This is a genomic window from Plantibacter auratus (assembly GCF_050587365.1).
In the GTDB taxonomy this organism is placed as follows: domain Bacteria; phylum Actinomycetota; class Actinomycetes; order Actinomycetales; family Microbacteriaceae; genus Plantibacter; species Plantibacter auratus.
In genome coordinates this window covers 1408575-1430704 of the sequence record NZ_JBOBFV010000001.1, presented here as the reverse complement: position 1 = coordinate 1430704, position 22130 = coordinate 1408575, and the positions used below count along the sequence as shown (strand labels likewise).

Genomic DNA, 22130 nt, shown 5'->3' with positions numbered 1-22130 from the left:
CCAGTGCTCGAAGATGGGCGTTGAGTTCGATTCGTGGCAGCACGGTTTGGGCACGGTCGCTTTGGGGAAGCGTAAGGACGGCAAGTACGCAGCGACTGTCGGCGGTGTCGTTCTGAGCATTCCCCGGCAGGTAGGCAAGACGTTCTTCGTCGGCATGATCGTGATTGCTTTGTGCGTCCTGTTCCCGGGGATGACGGTTCTGTGGTCTGCGCACCGTACGAAGACGGCTACGAAGACGTTCTCGTCGTTGAAGGGCATGACGTCGAAGCGGAAGATCAAGCCGTTCATGCTCGAGCCGCGCAACACGAACGGTGAGCAGGAGATTCGGTTCCGTAACGGTTCTGTGATCATGTTCGGTGCTCGTGAGCAGGGCTTCGGTCGTGGTTTCGATGAGGTTGACATTGAGGTGTTCGACGAGGCGCAGATTCTCACGGAGAAGGCACTCGAGGACATGGTGGCGGCGACGAACCAGTCCCGCCAGGAGGCCGGCGCCCTGTTGTTCTTCATGGGTACCCCGCCGCGTCCGTCTGATCCTGGCGAGGAGTTCTCGAACCGTCGTGCGAAGGCGTTGGATGGCAAAGCGCAGAACATGGTCTACGTCGAAATGTCGGCGGATCCTGATGCTGACCCTGATGATCGGAAGCAGTGGGCGAAGGCGAACCCGTCGTTCCCTCACCGCACTCCGGTTGAGTCGATGGAGCGGATGCGGGAGAACCTCACGAACGAGGATTCGTTCAAGCGTGAGGCTCTGGGCATCTGGGATGCGGTCAGTTCCGCACAGGTCATCGATGAGGTGTCGTGGTCGAACGCTGCGGATGCGTCGTCGATGGCTATTGATCGGCTGAGTTTGTCGATCGAGGTCCCGCCGGATCGCGCCTACGCGGCCGTTGCACTTGCCGGCGTAAGGGCTGATGGACGTTGGCATGTGGAGCTGTACGAGGAGCGCAAGGGTGTCGACTGGGCAATCCCCTACGTCGTTGAACGAGCGTCGAAGAACCGACTTCATGCGGTCGTTGTTGACGAGCTCTCAGGGCTTGTCGAGGAGCGTCGCGGACGCCACTACCTGATCGGCACTGACGTCCTAGTGACGTTGGCTGCAAGAGAGGGCAAGGACATGGCTATCGCCTGTTCGAAGTACTACGACGGCATCCTGGACGGTTCGGTGTTCCACACGGATCAGCCGCAGGTGAATGTGGCGTTGTCGGTTGCGACGAAGCGGCCGCTTGCTGGTTCGTGGGCGTGGAACCGTAAGGACGGCATGTCGAACATCAGCCCGATCGTCGCGGAAACTCTTGCCCTTTGGGGTGCTCAGAACGACAACGTGAAGCGTCCTACGCGGCGCACTACTTCGAGGACGGCGGTAATGCTTTGACTGAGAAGCTGAGCGTTCCTGGCCTGTCTGATGACGAGCTGCGGATCCTGAATCATCTGGTTGATGAGTTGAACGCAAAGGCGCCACGGAACCTGTTGCGGTCGTCGTATTACGACGGGAAGCGTGCGATCAAGCAGGTTGGGACGATCATCCCGCCGCAGTACGCGAGGCTGGGGCTTGCTCTTGGGTGGGCTGCGAAGGGTGTTGATGGGCTTGCTCGTCGTTGCCACCTGGATCAGATGGTGTGGACTGATGGTGACATTGGTTCGTTGGGGATGCGTGAGCTTGCTGACGGTAACTTCTTCTACTCGGAGGTTGCTGCTGGCCTGAAGGATTCGCTCATCCATGGTGTCTCGTACCTGATCACCACGCAGGGTGACGAGTCGGCCGGCGAGCCGAGGGCGCTCATCCACGCGAAGGATGGCCTGAACGCGACTGGTGATTGGAACAACCGCACCCGGTCGCTTGACAATCTGCTGTCGGTGACGGCCCGTGATGAGGACAACATCACCGGTTTCATCCTGTACTTGAACAAACTGACGATCAGCGCGGCCAAGTCGGGCACCGCCTGGTCTGTGGATCGCAGGGAGCACAGTTTCGGCGTGCCGGCGGACCCGCTGGTCTATCAGCCGCGTTCGTCCCGCCGTTTGGGGAAGTCGCGCATTACCCGCCCACTGATGGGCTACCAGGATGCCGCTCTGCGCGCTCTGGTGCGTCTCGAGGCGCACATGGACATCTACACCATCCCGAAGTTGATCCTGTTGGGTGCTGATGAGTCGATCTTCAAGAACCCTGATGGGTCCGCGAAGGCGGCATGGCAGATTGCTTTGGCTCGCACGTTCGGTCTTCCAGACAACTTGGACAGTGAGCAGGCGAACCAGAGGGCGGACATCAAGCAGATTGATGCGACGTCACCGGATTCGCACCTGTCTGATCTGAACGCGTTGGCGAAACTGTCGGCGCGGGAGACGGATCTGCCGGATGCCGACTTCGCGTTGACGGACATGGCGAATCCGACGAGTGAGGGTTCGTACATCGCCGGCCGCGACAACCTGATTGCTGAGGCTGAGGGTGCCACGGATGACTGGTCGGTGACGATCCGTCGTTCGGTTGCTCGAGCGTTGGCGATCCAGAATGGCGAGTCGAGTGTCCCAATTGAGTGGGCGTCGATCGACACGAAGTGGCGTTCCCCGTTGTACCTTTCGCGTGCGGCTGCTGCGGACGCGGGTGCGAAGCAGATCGGCGCTGTTCCGTGGCTTGCTGAGACTGAGGTTGGTCTCGAGCTGCTGGGTTTGGACGATCAGCAGATTCGTCGGGCGATGGCTGAGAAACGGAAGGCTTCGGGGCGTGCTGTGCTGGCGGCTCTGCAGTCTGCTGTCCCGGTGACGCCGAATGTCGGCGCGTGAGTCTCGTGCGGCTCTGCAACTGGTTACTGCTGAGGCTGTCGCGTATGCGACGGATCTCGCGAACCGTGTTGTGGGGTCGCCTGAGGTGCGCCGGCTGGCGTTGCTTGATGGCGTCCCTGAGCTGATTGGGTACTACTCAGAGGGTTCGGCGGCGTTGGCCGCGGACTTTTACGAGGAGGAGCGCGAGCTCGCCGAGGTCCGGTCGCGTTTCGCTGCTGAGGCGGTGGTCGAGGACCGGACGGTGGAGATCCGCCGTTCGATCGCTTGGGCTGCGTCGCCGTGGTTCGACGATTCGGGTGATTCGGTTGATGCCCGACTTGCCGAAGTGGTCCAGCTCGAGACGGCTAGGCCGTATCGGGACACGATCACCACGAACCGGTCCAATGACCCCGACGCCGTGGGTTGGCGCCGAGTGACGGCCGGCGGCTGTCCCTTCTGCAGGATGCTCGCTGATCGCGGCGCTGTCTACAAGTCGGATACGGCGCGGTTCGCGTCTCATGCCAACTGCCATTGCGTCGCCCAGCCGGTCTTCACGACGAATGACACGGGTGTTGAGGCTTCGGTGCTTCAGTACCGTGCTTCGCGCCGTTCACGGTCACCGGAGCAGCGCGCTGAGCTGCGCCAGTACCTCGAGGAGTTCTACTCCTAGCCCACATCTTCCACAGCTGCGATGGCTGCTGGATTCACGCGGCGCGATGCCGCCCCACGAAAGGCACAAGATGTCCGACACGATCACCGATGCACCTACCGAGACTGTTGAAGCCCCCGAAACCACGACTGAGACGGTCGAGGATGCCCCTCTGGGCGAGACGGGGCTGTCCGCACTGAAAGCTGAGCGCGAAGCTCGAGCTGCCGCGGAGAAGCGCCTCAAGGAGTTCGAGGACCGAGACAAGACGGAAGCCGAGAAGTCGGCCGAACGGCTCGCTGCTGCTGAGAAGCGCGCTGAGGAGCTCGAGGCCCGCTCGACACGTGCCGAAGTGGCCGCAACTAAGTCGGTCCCCACTGCTTTGCTCGCTGGTCCTGCCAGCGGCAGCGCTGAGGATCTGGCGAAGTTCGCGGACGCGCTCATCCAGTTCCGGGGAGATCAGGGCAGCAACGGGCTGCACGTCCCCAATGAAGGCAACTCGCCGCGGCCTCAGCCCAGCACGGACTCCGCGTTCGTGACTGAGCTGTTCTCGCCGCGCGACTAAACGTAAAGGAAGATCATCATGGCAGTTCTTGCCACCTCGGGAATCACCCTCCCGAAGAACATCGCCGCCGGCATGTTCAAGAAGGCCCAGCAGGGCTCTGCGATCGCGGTCCTGTCGGACTCTGAGCCGCAGCAGTTCGGTGAGGTCACCTACATGACCCTCACCGGTCGCCCGAAGGCTGAGTTGGTCGCTGAAGGCGCCAACAAGGCCGACACGAACGGCACGTTCGGTACGAAGGTCGCGACGCCGCACAAGTTCCAGGTGACGATGCGGTTCAACGAGGAAGTCCAGTGGGCTGACGAGGCGTACCAGCTTGGTGTGCTGCAGACGCTCGCTGACGAGGGTGGTCTTGCGCTCGCGCGTGCCCTCGACCTCGGTGGCTTCCACGGCATTAACCCGCTCGCGGGCACGGTGGCTGCTTCGATCGTCGCTGGCGACCGCATCGCGACCACGACCAACTCGGTCGAGATCACCACGGCGACGCTGACCACCCCTGACCTCGTGATCGAGCAGGCTGCCGGTCTGGTCATCGCTGACGGGTACATCCCCAACGGTGTCGCGTTCGATCCCACGTACGCGTGGACCATCGCAACGTCGCGCTACGCGGACGGCCGCAAGAAGTACCCGGAGCTCGGCTTCGGCTCGAACGTCACCGCGTTCGAAGGCCTTCCTGCGTTCTCCTCGAGCACCGTCTCGGGTCTCCCGGAGGCTTCCGCGAACACGAACGTCAAGGCGATCGTCGGTCAGTGGGATGCGTTCCGCTGGGGCGTCCAGAAGGACATTCCCGTCGAGCTCATCCGCTACGGCGACCCGGACGGTCTCGGTGACCTCAAGCGCAAGAACCAGATCGCTCTTCGCGCGGAGATCGTCTACGGCTGGGCGGTCATGGACCTCGACGCGTTCGCGACGGTGAAGGATGCGGTCGCGAATGTCTAGGTTCAAGAACTCGAACACCGGCGTGGTCGTCTCGGTTGACGACTCGAAGGATGACCGGTTCACGGATGGGTGGGAGCCCGCTGACGGCACTGTCAAGCGTGGTCCTGGTCGTCCTAAGAAGTCCGACGAGTCCTAACTAGGGAAAGGGGGCGGTCATGTCTGTGACTCCCAGCATGATTGCGGTTGCTCTTGGGCAGGCCGCCCCCGAACCTGGCTCAGTTACTGAGCAGCAGTGGGAGATGTGGATCGCCGACGCAGAGATGCTCATTGAGGACCGTAGGACGTCGTTCACGCCGCCTCGGGAGCTGAGTGAGGCGAAGGTTGACTACGCCATCCGCGAGGCCGTCGTCTCGCATGTGAAGAAGCCTGACGACGCAACGCAGGTCACCGTATCTGTGGACGACGGCTCCACGTCGAAGACCTTCCAGTCGGGCAAAGGACGAGTCACCGTCGATGGATGGTGGGACTTCCTAGGATTGTCCGACGAGGTGTCCGGCGCGTTCTCGGTTGACATGCTTGGGTTCGCGAGTGTGCATCTTCCGTGGTGTGCGTCGATGTTCGGTGCCCTGTACTGCTCGTGCGGGGTGGACATCGCCGGCACGCCCATCTACGAGGGTGGCGAGCTGTGAGTCTCGGGCAGGACATCGCCGCGGCGCTACCTGAACTGCAGGCTGCTGCCGTGAGCATGATGTTCGACGCCTGCTCTATCACCACCGACGAGATTGGGACTGTGCTCGATGAGGAGAATCTCGAGTACACGGACGCGCCGATCGTCTCCTACGAAGGCCCCTGCCGGGTGCGCTTCCAGAATGCCGAGTCTTCCGAGCTCGACGTCGCGGGCCAGTTGCTTACGGCCCAGCGCGCCACGATCTCGCTTCCCATTGGAACTTCCGGCGATGTCGAAGAGGGACACATTGCCACGATCACCGCGGCCCGGTTCGATTCGTCTCTCGTGGGGCGTCGGTTCCGTGTTGAAGGCTTCCACCATCAGTCGCTAGCTACCGCGCGCCGTCTGCCTGTGAAGGAGATCTCATGAGTGACATCGAGTTCGATTTCTCCGACTTGCAGGCACTCAGCGCCGATCTTGGCCGCGCTGGGTACCGGGGTGCTCAGAACGTGCGGCAGGCGGTTGAGGTCACGGCCAGGCACGTGAAGGACGAGGCGCGGTCATTGGCCGGCGGACTTGCTCACGCCCCGTACTACCCGCAGTCGATCACGTATGACATCCACGTTGGTCTTCAGCAGACGGCTGCGGAGATCGGGCCGGACAAGGGTGGGCCTCAGGGTGCGCTCGGGAACATCCTCGAGTACGGGACGTCGAACAACGCGCCGATCCCTCACCTGGGGCCAGCTTTGAAAGCGAACGAGGCGGACTTCATGGAGGGCCTGTCGCGTGCCGTGGGTGATTTGCTGTGACTGTTCGTGCGCATAAGGCTGCGGTGTTGGCGCGGTTGCGTGAGGATCCGGTTCTGGCGTTGAAGACGTTCGATTCTGTGGTGCCAGATAAGACGCCGGTGCCGTATGTGGTCGTGTATTCGGATCAGGCTGTGTGGTCGTCTGAGCGGTTGGATTTTGCTCAGATTGCCGCTGATTTCTCGTTCATGATTCATGCGGTTGGTGAGCGTCCTGACCAGGCTCAGGCGGTTGCTGAGCGGGTGTATGCGCAGCTCATGAACTTCCGCCCGACCGTTGTTGGCCGTTCGTGTTGGCCGATGAAAGCCGAAGCGTCCCAACCGGTGCGTCCTGACCGTGACGGTGAGGTCACGTTGTGGACGGCTGTTGATGTGTTCGATCTCCATTCCACTCCGAAGGGGTAAATGATGCGTGCGAAGTTCATCCGTGTCCGCGACAAGGACACCGGCCACCAGTACGACATTCTGCCGTCGCAGTTCCGTGAGGACGCGCACGTGAAGCTCACCCGGTTCGAGCCGTCGCTGCTCCCTCGGAAGCCGAAGCACAACGTCAAGACACCTCGAGCGCCGAAGCCTGAGGCTGACGGCTCCTAAGACTCACCGGCTTCGTCGGTGTGATCCCAGTAAATCATCCGTGGGCGCGAATGAAAGGGGCCACCATGGCTAACCCTCCTGCCTCAGTTCCAGTCGACGGCAACACCAAGGTCGTGCTTCTGACGACCGCGGCTGACACTGAGGCGATCAAGCTCACTGAGGCGAACGCGTCCTCGAGCACGGACATCTCTTGCTACCTGACTGGTGACGGTTGGGCGACGACCGGAGATCAGGGGACGATCACGGACTCTCGTCTGTGCACGATCCAGGACTTCGAGCAGCCCGGCCGTGAGACCGGTGTTGGCCTGACGATCCGGTACACGTTCAACCTGGACGTGCCGGCCGATGACGAGGCTCGTCTCGCTCTCGAGAAGGGCACCACTGGTGTCGCTGTGAAGCGTGTCCAGAAGCCTGCTGATGAGGCGTTCGCGGTCGGCGACTGGTACGAGGCGTGGCCGTACACGGCTGGCGTGCAGCGTGTCATGGCGCCGGAAGCGAACGCTGTGGACCGCATCGAGCAGAAGCTCTTCATCACCGGCCCGGTCGTGCGTTTCCAGCAGATCGTCGCCTGACCCTCTAGACCCCTGCTGCCGTCGTGTGTGCCCACGGGCGACGGCAGCAGGCTCCTCTTTCTGACCGTGGGAACCGTGGGAGATACACATGTCGAAGATTGATGCGGCTCTTGCCGCCCAGAAGTTCGCGTTCAAGGATGTCGCGGTTTGCCTGAATGGCGAGCTGAACACCGAGCGTGACAGGTTGCACGCCGAACTTGTGCATGCTCTCAAGTCGCGCGGTGATGACACGGCGAAGGACACCCGTCTGGGTTCGTCGCCGGTTGCTGATCTGCAGAAGCAGATCACCGCGATCGAGAAGGAAATGCTTGTCGCGACGGTGACGCTGCGGATCACCGCGGTCCCGTACGGCGAGTACAACAAGTTCGTCATCCAGAACCCGCCCCGCAAGAACAACGCGGGCGACGCGAAGTGGGGATTCAACACGCAAGACTTCTTCACGTTCGTCACGAAGCGCACCGCGAAGTCTGTTGAGGACGACGGCACGCTCGAGGACATCACCGACGAGCAGTGGACGAAGATCATCGCGTCCCTTACGGACGGCGACCATGACCGCATCGGTGCCGCCGTCATCGAGGTCAACCGGCTTCAGGGCGCACGTGGTGTCGATTTTTTGTCGCGAGGCTGAGGGAGTCCCCTCGGCTACATCGTGATGTGAGGTTGGCCCGTCAGCTCGGTATCGCACCCCGCAGGTTGTGGGGGTGGGAGCCGAAGACGGTTACCAAGCACAAGTACAAGAACGGGAAGCTCGTCGAGACCACGAGCCGCACTGAGTCCGAGTGGGACGCCGAGTCCTACGAGCTCCTAGCAGCGCTCGACGCGATTGATGCTGACCGTCATGGCCCGTGCGGCCACCTGTTGTCGGAGTCGACGTCGATGGACGCGAACCCTGACAACCGTGACGGGTCGATCCGTTACGTCGTCGACCCGCCGTCGCGTTGCTTCGCATGCGAGGCGTTGAAGCAGGCGCAGTCCGCGCCTGCGTATTCGGGCGAGAACGCTGACGCCGGCCGCATGTGGTCGGTGCGCCGCGAGGACCGGTAACCAATCGAACACTGACTAGTTGGGGGTGGTGATCATCGCCGACAGAACAGTAATGGTGCGGTTGCTCGCGAATGTTCAGGGTTTCACTGCGGGAATGTCTCAGGCTCAGGCCGCCACGACGCGTCTCGGAACCCAGTTCCGTGGCGAGTCGGAGACCGTTGGACGCGGACTTACGGGGATCGGCCTCGCTGCTGCTGCGGGTGTTGGTGTGGCGATTGCGAAGTTCGCTGAGTTCGACCAGTCGATGTCGTATGTGCAGGCGGCAACGCACGAGTCTGCCGCGAACATGGGCCTGCTGCGTGACGCGGCGATCGAGGCTGGCGCTACGACCGTGTTCTCCGCAACTGAATCGGCGAACGCGATCGAGGAGCTGGCGAAGGCTGGTATCTCGACCGCTGAGATCATGGGTGGCGGCTTGACCGGCGCGCTCGACCTTGCCGCTGCTGGCGGTCTCGGTGTTGCCGATGCCGCAGCGATCGCCGCTACTGCTATGACACAGTTCGGTGTCGCCGGTTCCGACGTCCCCCACATTGCGGATCTTCTTGCTGCTGGTGCGGGTAAGGCGCAGGGTTCTGTTGAGGAGCTTGCCGGCGCCCTCAACCAGGGTGGCCTTGTTGCGTCTCAGACTGGCCTCTCTATTGAGGAGACCACGGGAACCCTGGCGGCGTTCGCATCGGCCGGCCTGATCGGTTCTGATGCCGGCACGTCGTTCAAATCGATGTTGCAGCGCCTCACCCCGCAGTCCGCCGAGGCCAAAGAGAAGATGGACGAGCTTGGCATCTCCGCGTACGACGCGCAGGGCCAGTTCATCGGTATGGAAAAGTTTGCCGGGAACCTTCAGCAGTCGTTGAAGGACCTGACCCCCGAGGCACGCAACTCTGCTCTCGGTGTCATCTTCGGCTCAGACGCTGTCCGCGCTGCTTCCGTCATCTACAACCAGGGCGCTGAAGGTATCGCAGACTGGACAGACAAGGTTGATGACACCGGCTACGCGGCCGAGACTGCTGCGATGCGTCTCGACAACCTGTCCGGTGACGTCGAAGCGCTCGGCGGCGCGTTCGACACTGCTCTGATCCAGACGGGTTCGGGCGGCAATGATGTGCTCCGCGACATGATCCAGGCACTCACTGGCCTGATCGATGGCTACAACGCCTTGCCTGCCCCAGTGCAGAGCGGTCTTCTCGCGGTAGGTGCACTTGTTGCGGTTATCGGTCTGGCGGGCGGGGCATTCCTGCTCGCGGTCCCGAAGGTTGTCGAGTTCCGTCTGGCGCTTGCGACGCTGAACACGGCGTTCCCGGCTGTTGCTGGCGCTGCTCGTGGCGTGATGGGCGTCCTCGCTGGGCCTTGGGGTATCGCGATCGGTATCGCCATTGCCGCTCTGACCATGTTCGGAGCATCCCAGGCTGAGGCTGCCGCACGGACGGAAGCTCTTGCGGGGACGATGGATTCAGCTTCCGGGCGGATCACTGACGCAACACGCGACATGGTGAAGGGCAACCTGGCAGCGCAGCAGTCCTTCCTCTGGATGAACAATGGGTCCGCGTACGACGCTGCCGAGAAACTGGGAATCAGCCTCGATGTCGCTACCGCGGCGGCGTTGGGAAATGCTGACGCTCTCGAAGAGGTTTCCAAGCAGACTCTTGTCACGAAGATGTCGAACGCCGAGCTCGCTGATGCACTGAAGCGCACTGGCCTGAACACGTACGAGTACGAGACGGCTGCGAAGCTGTTGAACGACACAGTGAAGGGCAGCGCATCGTCGATTGAGGATGCTACTGAGGCGGCGAAGCAGAAGCAGGAGGCAGACGAGGGGGCAACCGAGTCGGCCGAAGCTCAGGCGCAGTCCCTCGAGGAGCTCGCTGGGGTCGCGTCCGATACCACCGATTCAATCTCGGAGCTGGCAGAGGAGATCCGCAACTTCGGTTCGGCTCAGTTCGATCTCGAGGAGACCACGGTCGCTCTGTACGATGCGCTCCGTGATCTGCAAGAGAACCTGGACTCGGGTTCCGCGTCGCTCGACGTGACGACTCAGGCTGGCAGCGACACTGCCAACTCGCTTCTGTCTGCCGCTCGTGCGGCGAATGAGAATGCGGCAGCTATTGCCGCGGTTGGTGGGACGACAGAGCAGATTGCTGGTGCTTTGGATGCTGGCCGGCAGCGGATCATCGATGCGCGTATGGCGTTGGGTGAGTCGCGCGAGGCGGCTGAGCGGTACGCGAATCAGCTCATTGCCACCCCGGCGGCGGTTACTACCGCGGTGACGTTGACTGGCGCTGATGCGGCAGTGGCGAACTTGGATCGCGTGAAGCAGGCAATGCGTGAAGTGATCGAACTGGTTGGCAGAATGCCGCTCTTTGGCGGAAGCTCAGGCGGGTCGCAGGATGGCCGCGCTTCGGTTGCTCAGGCGAATGGTGGCGTTCTGGACTTCTACGCGAATGGCGGGATGCGCGAGAACCATGTGGCGCAGATCGCCCCGGCTGGTTCGTGGCGGGTGTGGGGCGAGCCGGAGACGGGCGGTGAGTCGTACATTCCTCTGGCGCCGTCCAAGCGCTCGAGGTCGCTGGACATTTGGGGGGAGACCGGTCGTCGTCTCGGTGTCCCTGGGTTCGCTGAGGGCGGATATGTGAACGGGCCTGGGTCTCAGGCTGCGCCGTACATGGTCGCCGCACCGCAGGTCAGTTTCAACGCGCCGATCGTCACGTCTAACGGAACCCTGATCGGCATGATCCAGGGTGTCGCTGGGGAGACGGTCGAGTTCCGTCTCGCTCAAGAATCCGATCGGTCTCGTGCCGGCGCTAGGAGGATCTGATGCCCGATGAGGGTCTGGTAGATGTTCCTGCAGGGTTGGTTGAGATGGAGCCGGGCCTGTATTCGACGGTCGGGTTGAGTGAGACGTCGATCCCGGGGTTGTACGAGATCCCCGTGAACCTGTTGACGGCGATTCCGTTCGGTGACCTGTCTCGACCTCGAGTGCAGGTCACTGTGTCGGCTGTCCCGGAGGATGCGACGATCACCCTGTTCCGTCTGTTTGGGAAGTACCAGACGACGGTGCGGGGTGCGTTGCGTGAGCCTGCGTCTGGGGCGTTCGTGGTCGTCGACTATGAGGTGCCGTTGGGTATCCCGGTGACGTACCGGGCGGAACTGTACGACGTTTCGGGCGAGTCGTTGGGTATCACCAATGAGGCGACGGTGACGATTGCTTGGCCCGGCGATCAGGTGGTCATCAGTGACCCATTGGCACCGGCTTCGTCGATCGCTGTGGATGGGCATTCTGAATTCGGTGGCGTGCTGACTCGGAAGCGCCCGTATGAGCAGCACAACGTGTCGGGCCGCATCATCACGTTGATGGGGTTGGCGGGGAAGCTCGAGGGCATCCCGCTGGTATGCAACACGCGCACGATCGAAGCGGCTGATGAGCTCGACGGCATCCTCGACGCAACGCTGGTGTTGGTGCGTTCTGCGCCACCGTCACGGTTGCCTCCGCTGTTCTATGCGGTTGTGGGGACGGTGAAGCAGGTTCCTCAGGATGTGCAGTGGGGTGGCGAGTGGGTGCGTTGGGACATTGAGGGTGACGAGACGGATTCTTCGCCGCTTGATGTGCAGGTGCCGATCATCACGTACCAGATGTACAACGACGCGTTCCCCACCTATGGGGACTTCAACGCCGCCTACCTGACGTATCTGGATGCTTTGCGGAACCCGCCGGGAGGTGTCTGATGGTGCTTGCTCTTGAGCCTGAACTGTTGGAGGCGTTGAACGAGGGTCACGATCCTGGGTGGCGTGCTTCGGCTGTGTACGGTGCGAAGACGACGATTGAGAGTGTGCCGGCGGATTGGAAGTCGGGGTCGTTGTCGTTCAACGGTGACGCGAAGATCCAGGGGCAGGGGTCCATGTACCTGTCGAACGACGGGGCTTCGTTTGTGCCGAAGGGGAAGACGGATCCGTTGGCGCCGTTCGGTCAGGAGATCGTGCTTGAGCGGACGGTGACTGTTGGCCCGAAGGTGTGGTCGATCCCGATGGGACGGTTCCGTATCACGGAGATCCCGTCCGCTCGAGAGTATTTCCGGCGTTACCCGTCGCAGTTGGGTGTCGTGGGTTGGTCTGCTGAGCTGAAACTGTCGGACCGGTTCGAGCAGATCGACGCCGATGATTTCCTGAAAGCTGAGGGTCCGGTCGCCGGGAACTCGGTGTGGGATGAGATCCGGCGGCTGTCTCCGATCCCGATCGTACAGACACTCACCGACCGTGCCGTGCCTGCGGGGGTGACGTACCGGTCCCGGTTGGATGCGATCACCGAACTGTTGGATTCGATCGGTGGGGTGCCGCACATGACCCGTCAGGGTGCGTTGACGGCCCGGGTGAAGGATGCATGGTTGACGTCGACCACACCAGTGTTCGAGATCAACGGTGTCATCGACATGGACGATTCAATGTCGAACAACTTCTACAACCAGGTGCAGGTGAAGTCGTCGATCGGCGGCAACGACCTGGTCGCTTTCCGGCAGATCCTGGACGAGTCGAATCCTCTTGCGGTGACACGTCCGATCGGTGGCCGCACGTACCGATATTCGTCTCCACTGTTGGACACGCAGGCGAAGGTGGATGAGGCGGCGGCGACAGTGTTGGCGCGTGTGTCCACCCGTCAGTCGAAGACCACGAAGATCACGTGTCTGCCGCAACCGCATATCGAGCTCGGTGATTTCGGGCAGGTGACGGATCCGGCGTCGGGTCGTGTGGTGAAGGGTGAGGTGACTGCGATGCGGTACAGCTTCGACCCGACTGCTTCGATGACGCTCGAGCTGATTGCTTCGGACACATGGTAGGGCTGGGGGAATCTCAGGCCAACGACCGGGCATCTTCTGATGCTGGCGCTTCGTCGCTGTCGCAGGGCGTGTGTGTGTCCATTGACTGGCCGAACCGGTTGGCGATGGTCAACGTTGGTGGTGCCGGTGGTGCTGCGGGCCTGGCAATGCCGATGGTCAACGCAGCACCGTTCCCGGGGCAAGCGGTGTGGGTTGGTTTCCTCGGTGGTCAGCCGATTTGTTTGGGGATGGTCCCGAACGCGGCGACGGGTACCACGGTGGGTGATGCGACTTCTGGTCGTGTGACGGTCGCTGCTGATGATGGGCGCGAGTACATCGTCCCCTACATGGGCGAACCGCCTATCGCATCATCCAGGGTGATGCTCCACTGGGCTGCCAACGGGGTCGTGCTGGGTGTTTCGTCCGCTGATGAGACAGGTACCACCCCTGAGGTTCCTGTGACCCCAGGCGGCGGCTCAGGGGCGCGATCGTTCTTTGCTACGGACTCCGCAACCTGGCGTTCCGGCGGCTGGTCGGACAACACGTTCTCCGTGTCGGACACCAGGTCGGGGTTCTACTGGTACGGCACTCAGGTGCGCGATTCGGTTCCGGCCGGCGCAACGGTCACCGGGTTCGGGATCCAGGTGGCAGCGAACCAAGCCCCGTCGTCGAACGTCACGTTGACGTTGCACGCCGACGGTGGCCGTGCAGGTGCGCCACCTTCCGCACTGGACACGTTCGTGGTGTCGCAGGGGTCGGGGTACAAGCAGCTTCCTCTCGCATGGGGTGCCGCGATGAAGTCGGGCACCGCGTTCGGTATCGGGTCTGTGCAGGCGTCCGCTTCGGGGTGGATGGAATGGCAACCCGCCTCAACATCTGGTGCCCTGTCGATCTCTTGGGCCTGATCCGCCCCACTCATCCACGCTCCCAACTTTGGGGGCGTTTTTCTTTGGAGGAAGCATGGCTGGTACTGATGCGAAGGGCATGCCGACGTTCGCGAACACGGATGCTGCGAACTTCGCCGTTGACCTGACGAAGGTGTCCGATGCGGCGTCGGATCGTCTCGACCCGTCTGTGGATATGGTCATGGACCTTCCGTCGTCGGGGAACTGGGAAGGACGGGAACTGTGGGTTTCGGGTGTCGCCCAGAAGTACACGTGGACGAACACGGGTTGGGTGAACACGGCAGGTATCAGGGGAACGTTCGTTGCTCCGACGATGAACACTTCCGCCCCAGCGTGGACGTGGGGTGCCGGGTCTTCTCTGACTCGCCGTCTGGACGAGATCCGTTTGGACGCCCTGTTCTCCCGTGCGGCGGGCATCACCGCCCTTGTGGTGATCTGCACGCTCCCGGTCGGTGCCCGCCCGTCGCAGCCTGTTGGGTTCAACGGGGTGCTTGTGTCGGGTGGTTCGACGGGTTTCTTCTCTGGTGTTGTGAACACGGACGGCACGGTCGTCACGCAGGCAGTGTCCAACACCACTTCGACTGCGGCGCGAGTGAACATCGCGTTCCGCACTGACGTGAGCTGGTGACGACATGACGTACCCCGCATATTCCCGACAGGGGACACCGTTCGGCGCTAAGGGCCCGTTCTACGATCCGACGATCGGTCACCGAGGCGTCGACTTCTACGCCTCCGCTGGTGACGCTGTTGTGGCGTACGAGGACATGGTCATCGAGTACGTCGGGTCGTCTTCCGGGCTTGGTCTCGTCGTCGGCGCACGTCTCGCTGCGGACGGCAAGCACGCCGGGTGGGCGCACCTTCGCGGTGTGCAGTCGTTCACGAACGGGTGGGTTCCTGCCGGGACGAAGTTCGCTGAGGTCGCAGGGCGCGGCGACAACCCCGGGTCGCTGTGGGACGGCGCACACATCCACACCACCCTCACCCCCGTCGAATCGTCCTCACGTGCTGCGGCTCTCGGCAACACGCCTCTCGAGGACCCGGCACCACGCATCGCAGCAGCATCCGGTTCGGCATCCGCCGGCCGACCGACACCAGCCCAGGAGGACGACATGTTCAACGACGAAGACCGGTACGCACTGAACCTCGTGCTCAACTCGCAGAAGCGGGTCGAGGACCACGCATGGCACGTTCACAGTGTCATCGACCAGCTGCGGTTCGCGATCATCGGCAACGAGCCGAACCAGCAGCTGCGGTTGAAGCTCGACCAGATCCAGGCAGAGCTCGAGAAGGACTACCCGAAGCCCGCGGCGTCCTGACTTCCTCTCAACCCCGGGGAGGGTTCATGTTCAATCGTCTCTTCGCCGCGTCCATCTGGGCGTCGGGCAATATCCGGCCTGAGGATTGGCGGTTCCGTGGGATCTTCCGGGTCGTCCTCCCGGTGGGTAACCTCATCTTCCTGTACTTCGGGGTGGTCGGGTTCGCACGCGGGGTGGGGTCTGTGACGGATGCGACAAACACCACGTACGCGGCGTTCTGGTCTGGTGCGATCGCGTTGACATCGCTGGCCTGTCTGGTGGGGGTGTCGTTCCCGAAGTTGGGGAGGCTTGAGCTGGGGGCGAAGCTCGTCCTCATCGGCCTGGTCGGTTCGTACGTGGCAGTGCTGACGGCACGCAGCTTCGAGGTACCCGGCTCGCAAGCCACCGCGGGACTCATGTCCGCGCTGGTCGTGCTCCCCATCTGGCGCGTCCTCGACCTTGGCATTCAGCTGCGTAAGAGCAAGGCGGTGCGGAAGTGACCGGCGCGGAGATGATCTCCGCTGCCGGCCTCATCGTCACAGCGCTCCTCGGGCTGGGCGTGTACATCAACAGCAAGCGTTCCAACCGCACCGCTGAGACCCGCAACCAGGTGGACGCCGGGTCGCAGCTGTTCGACAACAACATTGAGCTCGCCGAGTACGTGGACAAGCGCATCGCGATCGCGTTGCAGCCTGTTCAGGCGGAGCTTGACGCGTTCAAGGAGTGGAAGAAGTCCACGAACGCGATCATCCGCCGGTTCTTCCGGCAGCTGATCACGTGGGATCGGAATGGCCGTCAGGGTCAGATGCCGATGCCGTCCGCTGAGGACATGACGCAGCTCGAGATCGAGGATCTGCACTCTGACTGAGCGGACTTCGGAGTGTTGTTACCACCCCGAAGTCCTGACCCCCTGCAGGAGGGTGAGCGCGAGCTTACCCACTTAAAAGACACACCGATATAGGAGACAACCCTTCATGATCACGTTCGGCGTTCCCCCTGTTCTCATCGTTGGCCTTCTGGTGTCAACGGTTCTCCCGCTGATCGTTGGCCTGGTGACGAAGGTTGTCACCGATCCGGCGTTGAAGGCAGTTCTCCTCGCAGCCCTGGCGGCGATCACGGGTCTCGGCACGGAGTTCCTGTCCTCGCTGACATCCGGCACCGCGTATGACCTGGGCACTGGTGTGGTGCTCGCGTTCACGTCGTTCATCGTCGCGGTGGGCATCCACTACGGCATCTGGCGTCCGACTGGTGCGACTGCTGTTGTGCAGGGCTCCGGCCGTCATGCAGACACCAGCAAGCCCACCGTCTAACCCCCACCACTCGTATCCCTTGAAGGGGGCAGCATGGTCAACTATCTCGTATCCGTCGACTCCGAAACGAAGGAGCTGCCCGATAGCGTCAAGGACGCGCTGCCCTTCAACCCACAGACCGTTGTCGACGCGCGTGTTGATGATGGCAGCGTGTTCCTCATCAAGGACAACGAGGAGGAGATTCCTCTCGGGGACTTCACTGGTCCTGCTGGCCCTAACACGGTCCCGACTGCGGCAGCGGTCGTCAACGTCATCCAGACAGACGCGAACGCGATCGAGGCGGTTGAGGGTATTGCGGAAGGCGTGGCAACTTCTGCAGCCGCGGCGGCCGTATCGCCGATCCAAACCACGATCAACGGCCGTCTCTCAGAGGCCAGCCTGGCCCAGGTCTTCGCCACAGCCGGGTCGGTGGTCCGGCCGCTGGTCCGGCGAACTCAGGCGACGACGACCGTCCTCGCGACGGGAACCGCGGCATCGGGGACTGGGACGATTAACGCGACCGACACTTCCGACTTCGCTGTCGGTTCTTCCTCCGTGCGGCTGACGTCCGGCGGAACCGGCAGCTACCGGTTCTGGCAGATCGCGACGGCCGTGACAGACTTCACCGCGCTCACGCCCCGCATCATCTTCAAGGTGCCGGACTACACGAATATGAATGAGCTGAGCATCTACCTCGGCGACACGGCGATGACGAACTACTTCAAGGCCAACCTCGCAGAGCTCGCTGCACGCGACACACAGCGGTTCTCGAAGGTCGGTGAGTGGATCGTCCTCGACATCGCCCGGTCGGACTTCACCGTCGGGTCTGGGTCGCCGTCGTGGGGAACGATCCAGCTCGCTCGCGTGTACTTCACCGATAAGAACGCGACACCGGCGACGGTGCAGATCAACAGTGTAGGCGGCGTCGCCGATCCGGCTGCTCTGCCGAACGGCGCTGCGATCTTCACCTTCGATGATGCAGACCCGACGCACTGGACAGTCGCGAAGCCGTACCTCGACCGCATTGGTGCGCCCGGGGTGGCGTTCCCGATCCTCTCTTCCATCGGAGGCGGGGGGCTCTCGGCGGCGCAGCTCAAGGCCATGCGGGATCTCTCCGGTTGGGAGATCGGCGCGCACGCCAAGGACACCGCCGAGCACACCGCGGGGTTTGCCGGTCTCACGGAGGCTCAGCTCATCTCGAAGTACGACTACCTGAAGTCGACCACCGCAGCGCTCGGGTTCACCGCGGACAACTTCGCCTGGCCGAACGGAGACTCGGACCTGCTCGCGGAGACCGTCGGCCGCCGTTACTGGTCGATCGCTCGAGGCACAGCGACCGGCATACAACCGGCCACCTTCACCAACGCGATGCGCATCAAGGGAGTCGGAGACGCGACACTCTCGAACAACGTTGCGAAGGCCAAGGCGAGCAAGGGTGTCGCGGTGTTCGTCATTCACCGTCTCGTCAGCTCGGGTCCGGTCGGGACCGACTACACGATCGCGAACTTCCAAGCCGCAGTTGATGCCTGTGTCGCACAAGGCGTGCCGATCATGACTTTCAACGAACTCCTGAAACGCACTGGCGCCCTCTAGTCAGAAGTCCCCTCTCGTACCGGTTCCGACCGGCGCGAGAGGGGGCTTTTTCTGCGTTACGCGAGCGCCGCGGAAAGCTGCCGAGCGTACGCCGAGTGACCGGCGGGCGTGAGGTGGAGGCCGTCGGGACCGAACTCGAGATCCCAGTTGATCGCGCTCACGTAGGTAGCCCCGAGCTCTGTGGCTTCATCGGCGAGAATTCGGTCGACCTTCGGAGCGTTCGGGGAGTTGGGAGCGGCGACCGGGCCGATGATGACGACCGGCATGCCTGCCGGGACTGCGCGCAGCGTGTCCGCTAGGCCGGCGCGCAGCTCCTCTTCCGACACGGCGGTGTCGTTCAAGCCGCCCTCGATCACGAACAGAGAAGCTTCCGGGATCGTGAGCGACGCGAGGCGGTCGGGGTAGGATCCGTCTTCGCAGTAGCCGCCGTTCGTGAAGCCGGTCATGCCGACGCCACTGAAATCGATGGACCAGTCGAGGCTAGCTGGCAGCTGGTAGACCCATGCGTCGGTGCGCTCTTCGAGGGTGTCACCTGAGGTGTAGGAGTCTCCGAGCACGAACACGTGCGTTCCACCGTCCTGTGCGTGCACGACATCGCCGCGTTCGTCGATCACTGCCCGGATGGACTCGCATGCCGCGATCCGGGCAAAGTGCTTCGGCAGGATCGCGTAGGCGGCTCCTCCGCCCAAGACGAGAGCGGTGGACGCGATAGACGCGATGAGGAGCCGGCGACGCTGCATGATCGTCATCCTAGACGCAGTTGGTCAGGTGCCTTGCTTACCGCCGTCGCTGTACCCCGTCGCCGTCGATCCCGTTCGGCGGCCCATCCCGCCCGTCGCGCTTCGTCGGCAGGTCGTAACGGACGAACTCATCCGCTTCCACCAAGGACCCTTTCGTCCCCATGAGGACACGCGCACCCGGGTCAACGTTCCAACGCGAGACGAAGAACACATCCTCACCGGCACCGTCACGGCGGCGTTCGATGATCGCCTTCGGATTCACCGGGTCGTTGCGCATCACCAACCATGTGTCCTGGTCGTAACGGATCGGCTTCGGACGACCGGTCACTCCGATAGTGCCGTGTTCGTCGTCCACACCGGGCCGAACTTCTGCGCCCTACAGGTGAACGTCGACCGGACAACGGCACCGAAGCTGTTCTGAGAGTCCACAGCCCCCTCGATCACAAACACTGGGTTCTCGCCGTCTCGAATGGGGAGGTCCCGGACGAACTCGCGCTCATCCTCCTCGGACATACGGTCCACGTCCGCGAAGTTCGCTGTCGATGGTGACTTCAACTGCTCGAGCACATCTGCCTTGCACTTCTCGGTTGCCGTCTTCGTGTCGTTCGGGATGAGCGTGATCGCACCAAAGATGACGGACGTTGAGAGGAGCGCTGCGGCAACTGGTGCCGCGATCCACCACCACCGGACGCGACGCTTCTGTGCTGGTGGCTGCGCGAGGTAGTTCGTCATCCCCGAAGCATAACCACGCACCCCCGACACGCAACACGGGGAAACCCCTCACGGTCTACGGATCGTGAGGGGGTTTTTCGAATCGGCTACACATACGGCTACACCAGACGCTTTTTGCCGGTTCATCTGGGAGAATGAAGGAGGCCCCACATCCCATGTAGAAGCTAGGGAGTGGGGCCAGTGGCTCCGACGGGCGTCGATCCCGTGACCTCACGATTTTCAGTCGTGCGCTCTACCAACTGAGCTACAGAGCCGAGTACATCAGCTGCACGAATGGCGACGATGTCTCAAAAGCAGAAGCCCTCCCTTGCGAGAGGGCTTCCGACCTTTTGCGACCCTGACGGGACTTGAACCCGCGACCTCCGCCGTGACAGGGCGGCACGCTAACCAACTGCGCTACAGGGCCATACATGTTGAATTGCTGGTGATGCGAACTGCGGTGATGCTGGCGTTACTCGGTGCTTCTCGCAGTCGCGCAGACTCACTATACCTGAATCCGAGCGGCTGTTTTTCCAGTAGTCGGTGGTGACCCCAACGGGATTCGAACCCGTGCTGCCGCCGTGAAAGGGCGGTGTCCTAGGCCGCTAAACGATAGGGCCGCGAAGCCCTGAAGCTTCATGACTACCGAGCGACAAGCATACGGATGAAACCCCCGAATCCAAAATCGACTTCGCAAAGCAGCGATCTGCGCTCCATGCCGGATGTGACGACAGGCGCCGAATGACCACTCCACGGCCCCCGGCCGGGGTTAGCCTCTGGCGTGGACCACTCCCGGATGCCGCGGCCGACGGGAGTGTCCACAGCCGGTCCCGACCCCCGTCGGGCTAGCGTGGACAGTGGTACCGATGTGACCGATGTGACTGCAGCGAACCGAGATGGGCCCCTACTTCATGAGCAAGAAGCTTGCCGGCGCTTGGCGCCGAAGCCGGACGACCAACGCCGGATCGGCGTCCTCCGTGCGGTGGCGAGGACGCCTCACCGCCGCCATCGTCATGTCGCTCGCGATCGTCGGCTCCTTCGGTGTCGCCGGCCCGGCGTCGGCAGCCGACTACCCCTCGTGGGACGACGTCCAGGCCGCGAAGGGCAATGAGGCCGCCAAGGCCGCCGAGGTCACGAACATCAAGAACTTCATCGTCCAGTTGCAGGACGAGCTGCAGGTCGCCCAGGACGAGGCCGAGAAGCGCGGTACGGAGTTCCAGGCCGCTGAGGAGGCCTTCTTCGAGGCCGACGCCCGAGCCACCGCGATCCAGTCGCAGGCCGATGCCAAGACGGCCGAGGCCGACACCGCGACGAAGCAGGCCGGCCGGGTCGCCTCGCAGCTCTACCGCTCCGGCGGCGCCGACCTCAGCCTGAGCCTCTTCCTCGACGGCGAGAGCAAGGGCGCGACCGACCTCCTGTCGAAGCTCGGCAACATGAACCAGGTCGCCGAGCACAGCAACGGCGTCTACGAGCAGGCGGTCGCCGCACGCAACACCGCGGCTGCGCTCGGTGAACAGGCCGGTGTCGCCCGCGACGAGCGCGAGTCGCTCCGGCAGGCGGCGCAGGCGGCCATGGAGGCCGCACAGGCGGCGGCGTCCGCGGCGGCGGCGAAGCTCGAGAAGAACCAGGAGCTGATCGTCACGCTCAACGCGCAGCTGACCGCGTTGCAGGACACGACGGCGAAGACGGTCAAGGAGTTCGAAGCGGGTGAGGCCGCGCGGAAGGCCGCCGAGGCTGCGGCAGCGGCGGCGCGTGGCGAGAGCGCCGACGGCGGTCAGCTCAGCAGCCAGGGCTGGGCGATCCCGGCCTCCGGCAGCATCTCGGGCACCTACGGCTACCGCGATCCGATCTCCACGGGCGGCGGCAGCTCAGGCAGCTTCCACCGCGGCACCGACATCGCGGGCGGCTGCGGGATCCCGATCTACGCGGCGACCTCCGGCACCGTGACCTACGCCGGTTGGTACGGCACCTACGGCAACTTCATCCTCATCGACCACGGCTCCGGCGTCTCGACCGGCTACGCGCACATCGTGAACGGTGGCATCCAGGTCGGCGTCGGCTACCAGGTCTCCGCCGGACAGGTCATCGCCTACGTCGGCACGACCGGTGCCTCCACCGGCTGCCACCTGCACTTCGAGGTCCGCATCAACGGCAGTGCGATCGACGCGCAGCCGTTCATGGCCGACCGCGGGGCGCCGCTCGGCTGATCGAGTGCAGCGACCCGCACGACGAAGCGGCCGGCACCCGAGGGTGCCGGCCGCTTCGTCAT

27 protein-coding genes and 3 tRNA genes are annotated in these 22130 nt (G+C 63.0%); 24 read left to right on the top strand and 6 right to left on the bottom strand.

Annotated elements, in window-relative coordinates; genetic code table 11:
- The first annotated feature begins 13 nt into the window (after positions 1-13).
- The 23 genes from ACQ3HE_RS06710 (at position 14) to ACQ3HE_RS06600 (ending at position 18410) form a co-directional block, all read left to right on the top strand.
- Positions 14-1372 (top strand): terminase large subunit domain-containing protein, encoded by a 1359-nt coding sequence (locus tag ACQ3HE_RS06710; protein ID WP_430891798.1) that lies wholly within the window; start codon positions 14-16, stop codon positions 1370-1372.
- Positions 1369-2778 carry a phage portal protein gene (locus ACQ3HE_RS06705; RefSeq protein WP_430891796.1) on the top strand — a complete coding sequence of 470 codons (1410 nt, stop codon included), beginning with the start codon at positions 1369-1371 and terminating at the stop codon, positions 2776-2778. Before ACQ3HE_RS06710 ends, ACQ3HE_RS06705 begins: the two co-directional genes overlap by 4 nt.
- Positions 2765-3427, top strand: a complete 663-nt coding sequence (locus ACQ3HE_RS06700; protein ID WP_430891794.1) for a VG15 protein — start codon at positions 2765-2767, stop codon at positions 3425-3427. The genes ACQ3HE_RS06705 and ACQ3HE_RS06700 overlap by 14 nt, the downstream gene beginning before the upstream one ends.
- Before the next feature lie 70 nt (positions 3428-3497).
- Positions 3498-3968, top strand: coding sequence for a hypothetical protein (locus tag ACQ3HE_RS06695; RefSeq protein ID WP_430891792.1), 471 nt, complete (start codon positions 3498-3500; stop codon positions 3966-3968).
- Between the two features lie 18 nt (positions 3969-3986).
- Entirely contained in the window at positions 3987-4904 is a 918-nt protein-coding gene (locus ACQ3HE_RS06690) for a phage major capsid family protein (RefSeq protein ID WP_430891790.1), read from the top strand.
- A gap of 155 nt (positions 4905-5059) precedes the next feature.
- Positions 5060-5533 (top strand): hypothetical protein, encoded by a 474-nt coding sequence (locus ACQ3HE_RS06685; protein ID WP_430891788.1) that lies wholly within the window; start codon positions 5060-5062, stop codon positions 5531-5533.
- Positions 5530-5940, top strand: a complete 411-nt coding sequence (locus ACQ3HE_RS06680) for a DUF6093 family protein (protein WP_430891786.1) — start codon at positions 5530-5532, stop codon at positions 5938-5940. The genes ACQ3HE_RS06685 and ACQ3HE_RS06680 overlap by 4 nt, the downstream gene beginning before the upstream one ends.
- Positions 5937-6320 carry a hypothetical protein gene (locus tag ACQ3HE_RS06675; RefSeq protein WP_430891784.1) on the top strand — a complete coding sequence of 128 codons (384 nt, stop codon included), beginning with the start codon at positions 5937-5939 and terminating at the stop codon, positions 6318-6320. The genes ACQ3HE_RS06680 and ACQ3HE_RS06675 overlap by 4 nt, the downstream gene beginning before the upstream one ends.
- Complete coding sequence (locus tag ACQ3HE_RS06670; protein WP_430891783.1) at positions 6317-6721, top strand: hypothetical protein; 405 nt, start codon at positions 6317-6319, stop codon at positions 6719-6721. The genes ACQ3HE_RS06675 and ACQ3HE_RS06670 overlap by 4 nt, the downstream gene beginning before the upstream one ends.
- A 3-nt stretch (positions 6722-6724) precedes the next feature.
- Complete coding sequence (locus ACQ3HE_RS06665; RefSeq protein WP_430891782.1) at positions 6725-6910, top strand: hypothetical protein; 186 nt, start codon at positions 6725-6727, stop codon at positions 6908-6910.
- A 65-nt stretch (positions 6911-6975) separates the two neighbouring features.
- Positions 6976-7482 carry a phage tail tube protein gene (locus ACQ3HE_RS06660; protein WP_430891780.1) on the top strand — a complete coding sequence of 169 codons (507 nt, stop codon included), beginning with the start codon at positions 6976-6978 and terminating at the stop codon, positions 7480-7482.
- 88 nt (positions 7483-7570) lie between these two features.
- Complete coding sequence (locus ACQ3HE_RS06655) at positions 7571-8110, top strand: hypothetical protein (RefSeq protein ID WP_430891778.1); 540 nt, start codon at positions 7571-7573, stop codon at positions 8108-8110.
- Between the two features lie 32 nt (positions 8111-8142).
- Positions 8143-8526, top strand: a complete 384-nt coding sequence (locus tag ACQ3HE_RS06650) for a hypothetical protein (RefSeq protein WP_430891776.1) — start codon at positions 8143-8145, stop codon at positions 8524-8526.
- Between the two features lie 25 nt (positions 8527-8551).
- Positions 8552-11335 (top strand): phage tail tape measure protein, encoded by a 2784-nt coding sequence (locus ACQ3HE_RS06645; RefSeq protein ID WP_430891774.1) that lies wholly within the window; start codon positions 8552-8554, stop codon positions 11333-11335.
- Positions 11335-12243: a hypothetical protein gene (locus ACQ3HE_RS06640; protein WP_430891772.1), complete on the top strand. Its 909-nt coding sequence runs from the start codon at positions 11335-11337 to the stop codon at positions 12241-12243. The genes ACQ3HE_RS06645 and ACQ3HE_RS06640 overlap by 1 nt, the downstream gene beginning before the upstream one ends.
- The gene (locus ACQ3HE_RS06635) at positions 12243-13349 is read left to right on the top strand and encodes a hypothetical protein (RefSeq protein WP_430891771.1); all 1107 of its coding nucleotides are present in this window, start codon (positions 12243-12245) and stop codon (positions 13347-13349) included. The genes ACQ3HE_RS06640 and ACQ3HE_RS06635 overlap by 1 nt, the downstream gene beginning before the upstream one ends.
- A 74-nt stretch (positions 13350-13423) precedes the next feature.
- A complete protein-coding gene (locus ACQ3HE_RS06630) occupies positions 13424-14233 on the top strand; it encodes a hypothetical protein (protein ID WP_430891769.1) in 810 nt (269 codons plus the stop codon).
- Positions 14234-14288: 55 nt separating this feature from the next.
- A complete protein-coding gene (locus ACQ3HE_RS06625) occupies positions 14289-14861 on the top strand; it encodes a hypothetical protein (protein WP_430891767.1) in 573 nt (190 codons plus the stop codon).
- Between the two features lie 4 nt (positions 14862-14865).
- A complete protein-coding gene (locus ACQ3HE_RS06620) occupies positions 14866-15549 on the top strand; it encodes a M23 family metallopeptidase (RefSeq protein ID WP_430891766.1) in 684 nt (227 codons plus the stop codon).
- 26 nt (positions 15550-15575) lie between these two features.
- Positions 15576-16028 (top strand): hypothetical protein, encoded by a 453-nt coding sequence (locus ACQ3HE_RS06615; RefSeq protein ID WP_430891764.1) that lies wholly within the window; start codon positions 15576-15578, stop codon positions 16026-16028.
- A complete protein-coding gene (locus tag ACQ3HE_RS06610) occupies positions 16025-16396 on the top strand; it encodes a hypothetical protein (RefSeq protein WP_430891762.1) in 372 nt (123 codons plus the stop codon). Before ACQ3HE_RS06615 ends, ACQ3HE_RS06610 begins: the two co-directional genes overlap by 4 nt.
- 106 nt (positions 16397-16502) lie before the next feature.
- Complete coding sequence (locus ACQ3HE_RS06605; RefSeq protein WP_430891760.1) at positions 16503-16838, top strand: hypothetical protein; 336 nt, start codon at positions 16503-16505, stop codon at positions 16836-16838.
- A gap of 33 nt (positions 16839-16871) precedes the next feature.
- Positions 16872-18410, top strand: a complete 1539-nt coding sequence (locus ACQ3HE_RS06600; protein WP_430891758.1) for a polysaccharide deacetylase family protein — start codon at positions 16872-16874, stop codon at positions 18408-18410.
- A gap of 56 nt (positions 18411-18466) precedes the next feature.
- On the opposite strand, the gene ACQ3HE_RS06595 is transcribed toward ACQ3HE_RS06600, so the two are convergent.
- The 6 genes from ACQ3HE_RS06595 to ACQ3HE_RS06570 all read right to left on the bottom strand — a co-directional run bounded on the left by ACQ3HE_RS06595 (position 18467) and on the right by ACQ3HE_RS06570 (position 20481).
- Entirely contained in the window at positions 18467-19150 is a 684-nt protein-coding gene (locus ACQ3HE_RS06595) for an SGNH/GDSL hydrolase family protein (RefSeq protein WP_430891757.1), read from the bottom strand.
- A 37-nt stretch (positions 19151-19187) separates the two neighbouring features.
- The gene (locus ACQ3HE_RS06590) at positions 19188-19505 is read right to left on the bottom strand and encodes a hypothetical protein (RefSeq protein ID WP_430891755.1); all 318 of its coding nucleotides are present in this window, start codon (positions 19503-19505) and stop codon (positions 19188-19190) included.
- Entirely contained in the window at positions 19475-19882 is a 408-nt protein-coding gene (locus ACQ3HE_RS06585) for a hypothetical protein (protein ID WP_430891753.1), read from the bottom strand. The genes ACQ3HE_RS06590 and ACQ3HE_RS06585 overlap by 31 nt, the downstream gene beginning before the upstream one ends.
- Before the next feature lie 181 nt (positions 19883-20063).
- A tRNA-Phe gene (locus tag ACQ3HE_RS06580) sits at positions 20064-20136 on the bottom strand.
- Between the two features lie 78 nt (positions 20137-20214).
- Positions 20215-20288 (bottom strand) — tRNA-Asp (locus ACQ3HE_RS06575).
- A 117-nt stretch (positions 20289-20405) separates the two neighbouring features.
- A tRNA-Glu gene (locus ACQ3HE_RS06570) sits at positions 20406-20481 on the bottom strand.
- A gap of 291 nt (positions 20482-20772) precedes the next feature.
- Here ACQ3HE_RS06570 and ACQ3HE_RS06565 point away from each other — a divergent pair.
- Positions 20773-22068 carry a peptidoglycan DD-metalloendopeptidase family protein gene (locus ACQ3HE_RS06565; RefSeq protein WP_430891751.1) on the top strand — a complete coding sequence of 432 codons (1296 nt, stop codon included), beginning with the start codon at positions 20773-20775 and terminating at the stop codon, positions 22066-22068.
- The last annotated feature ends 62 nt before the right edge of the window (positions 22069-22130 follow it).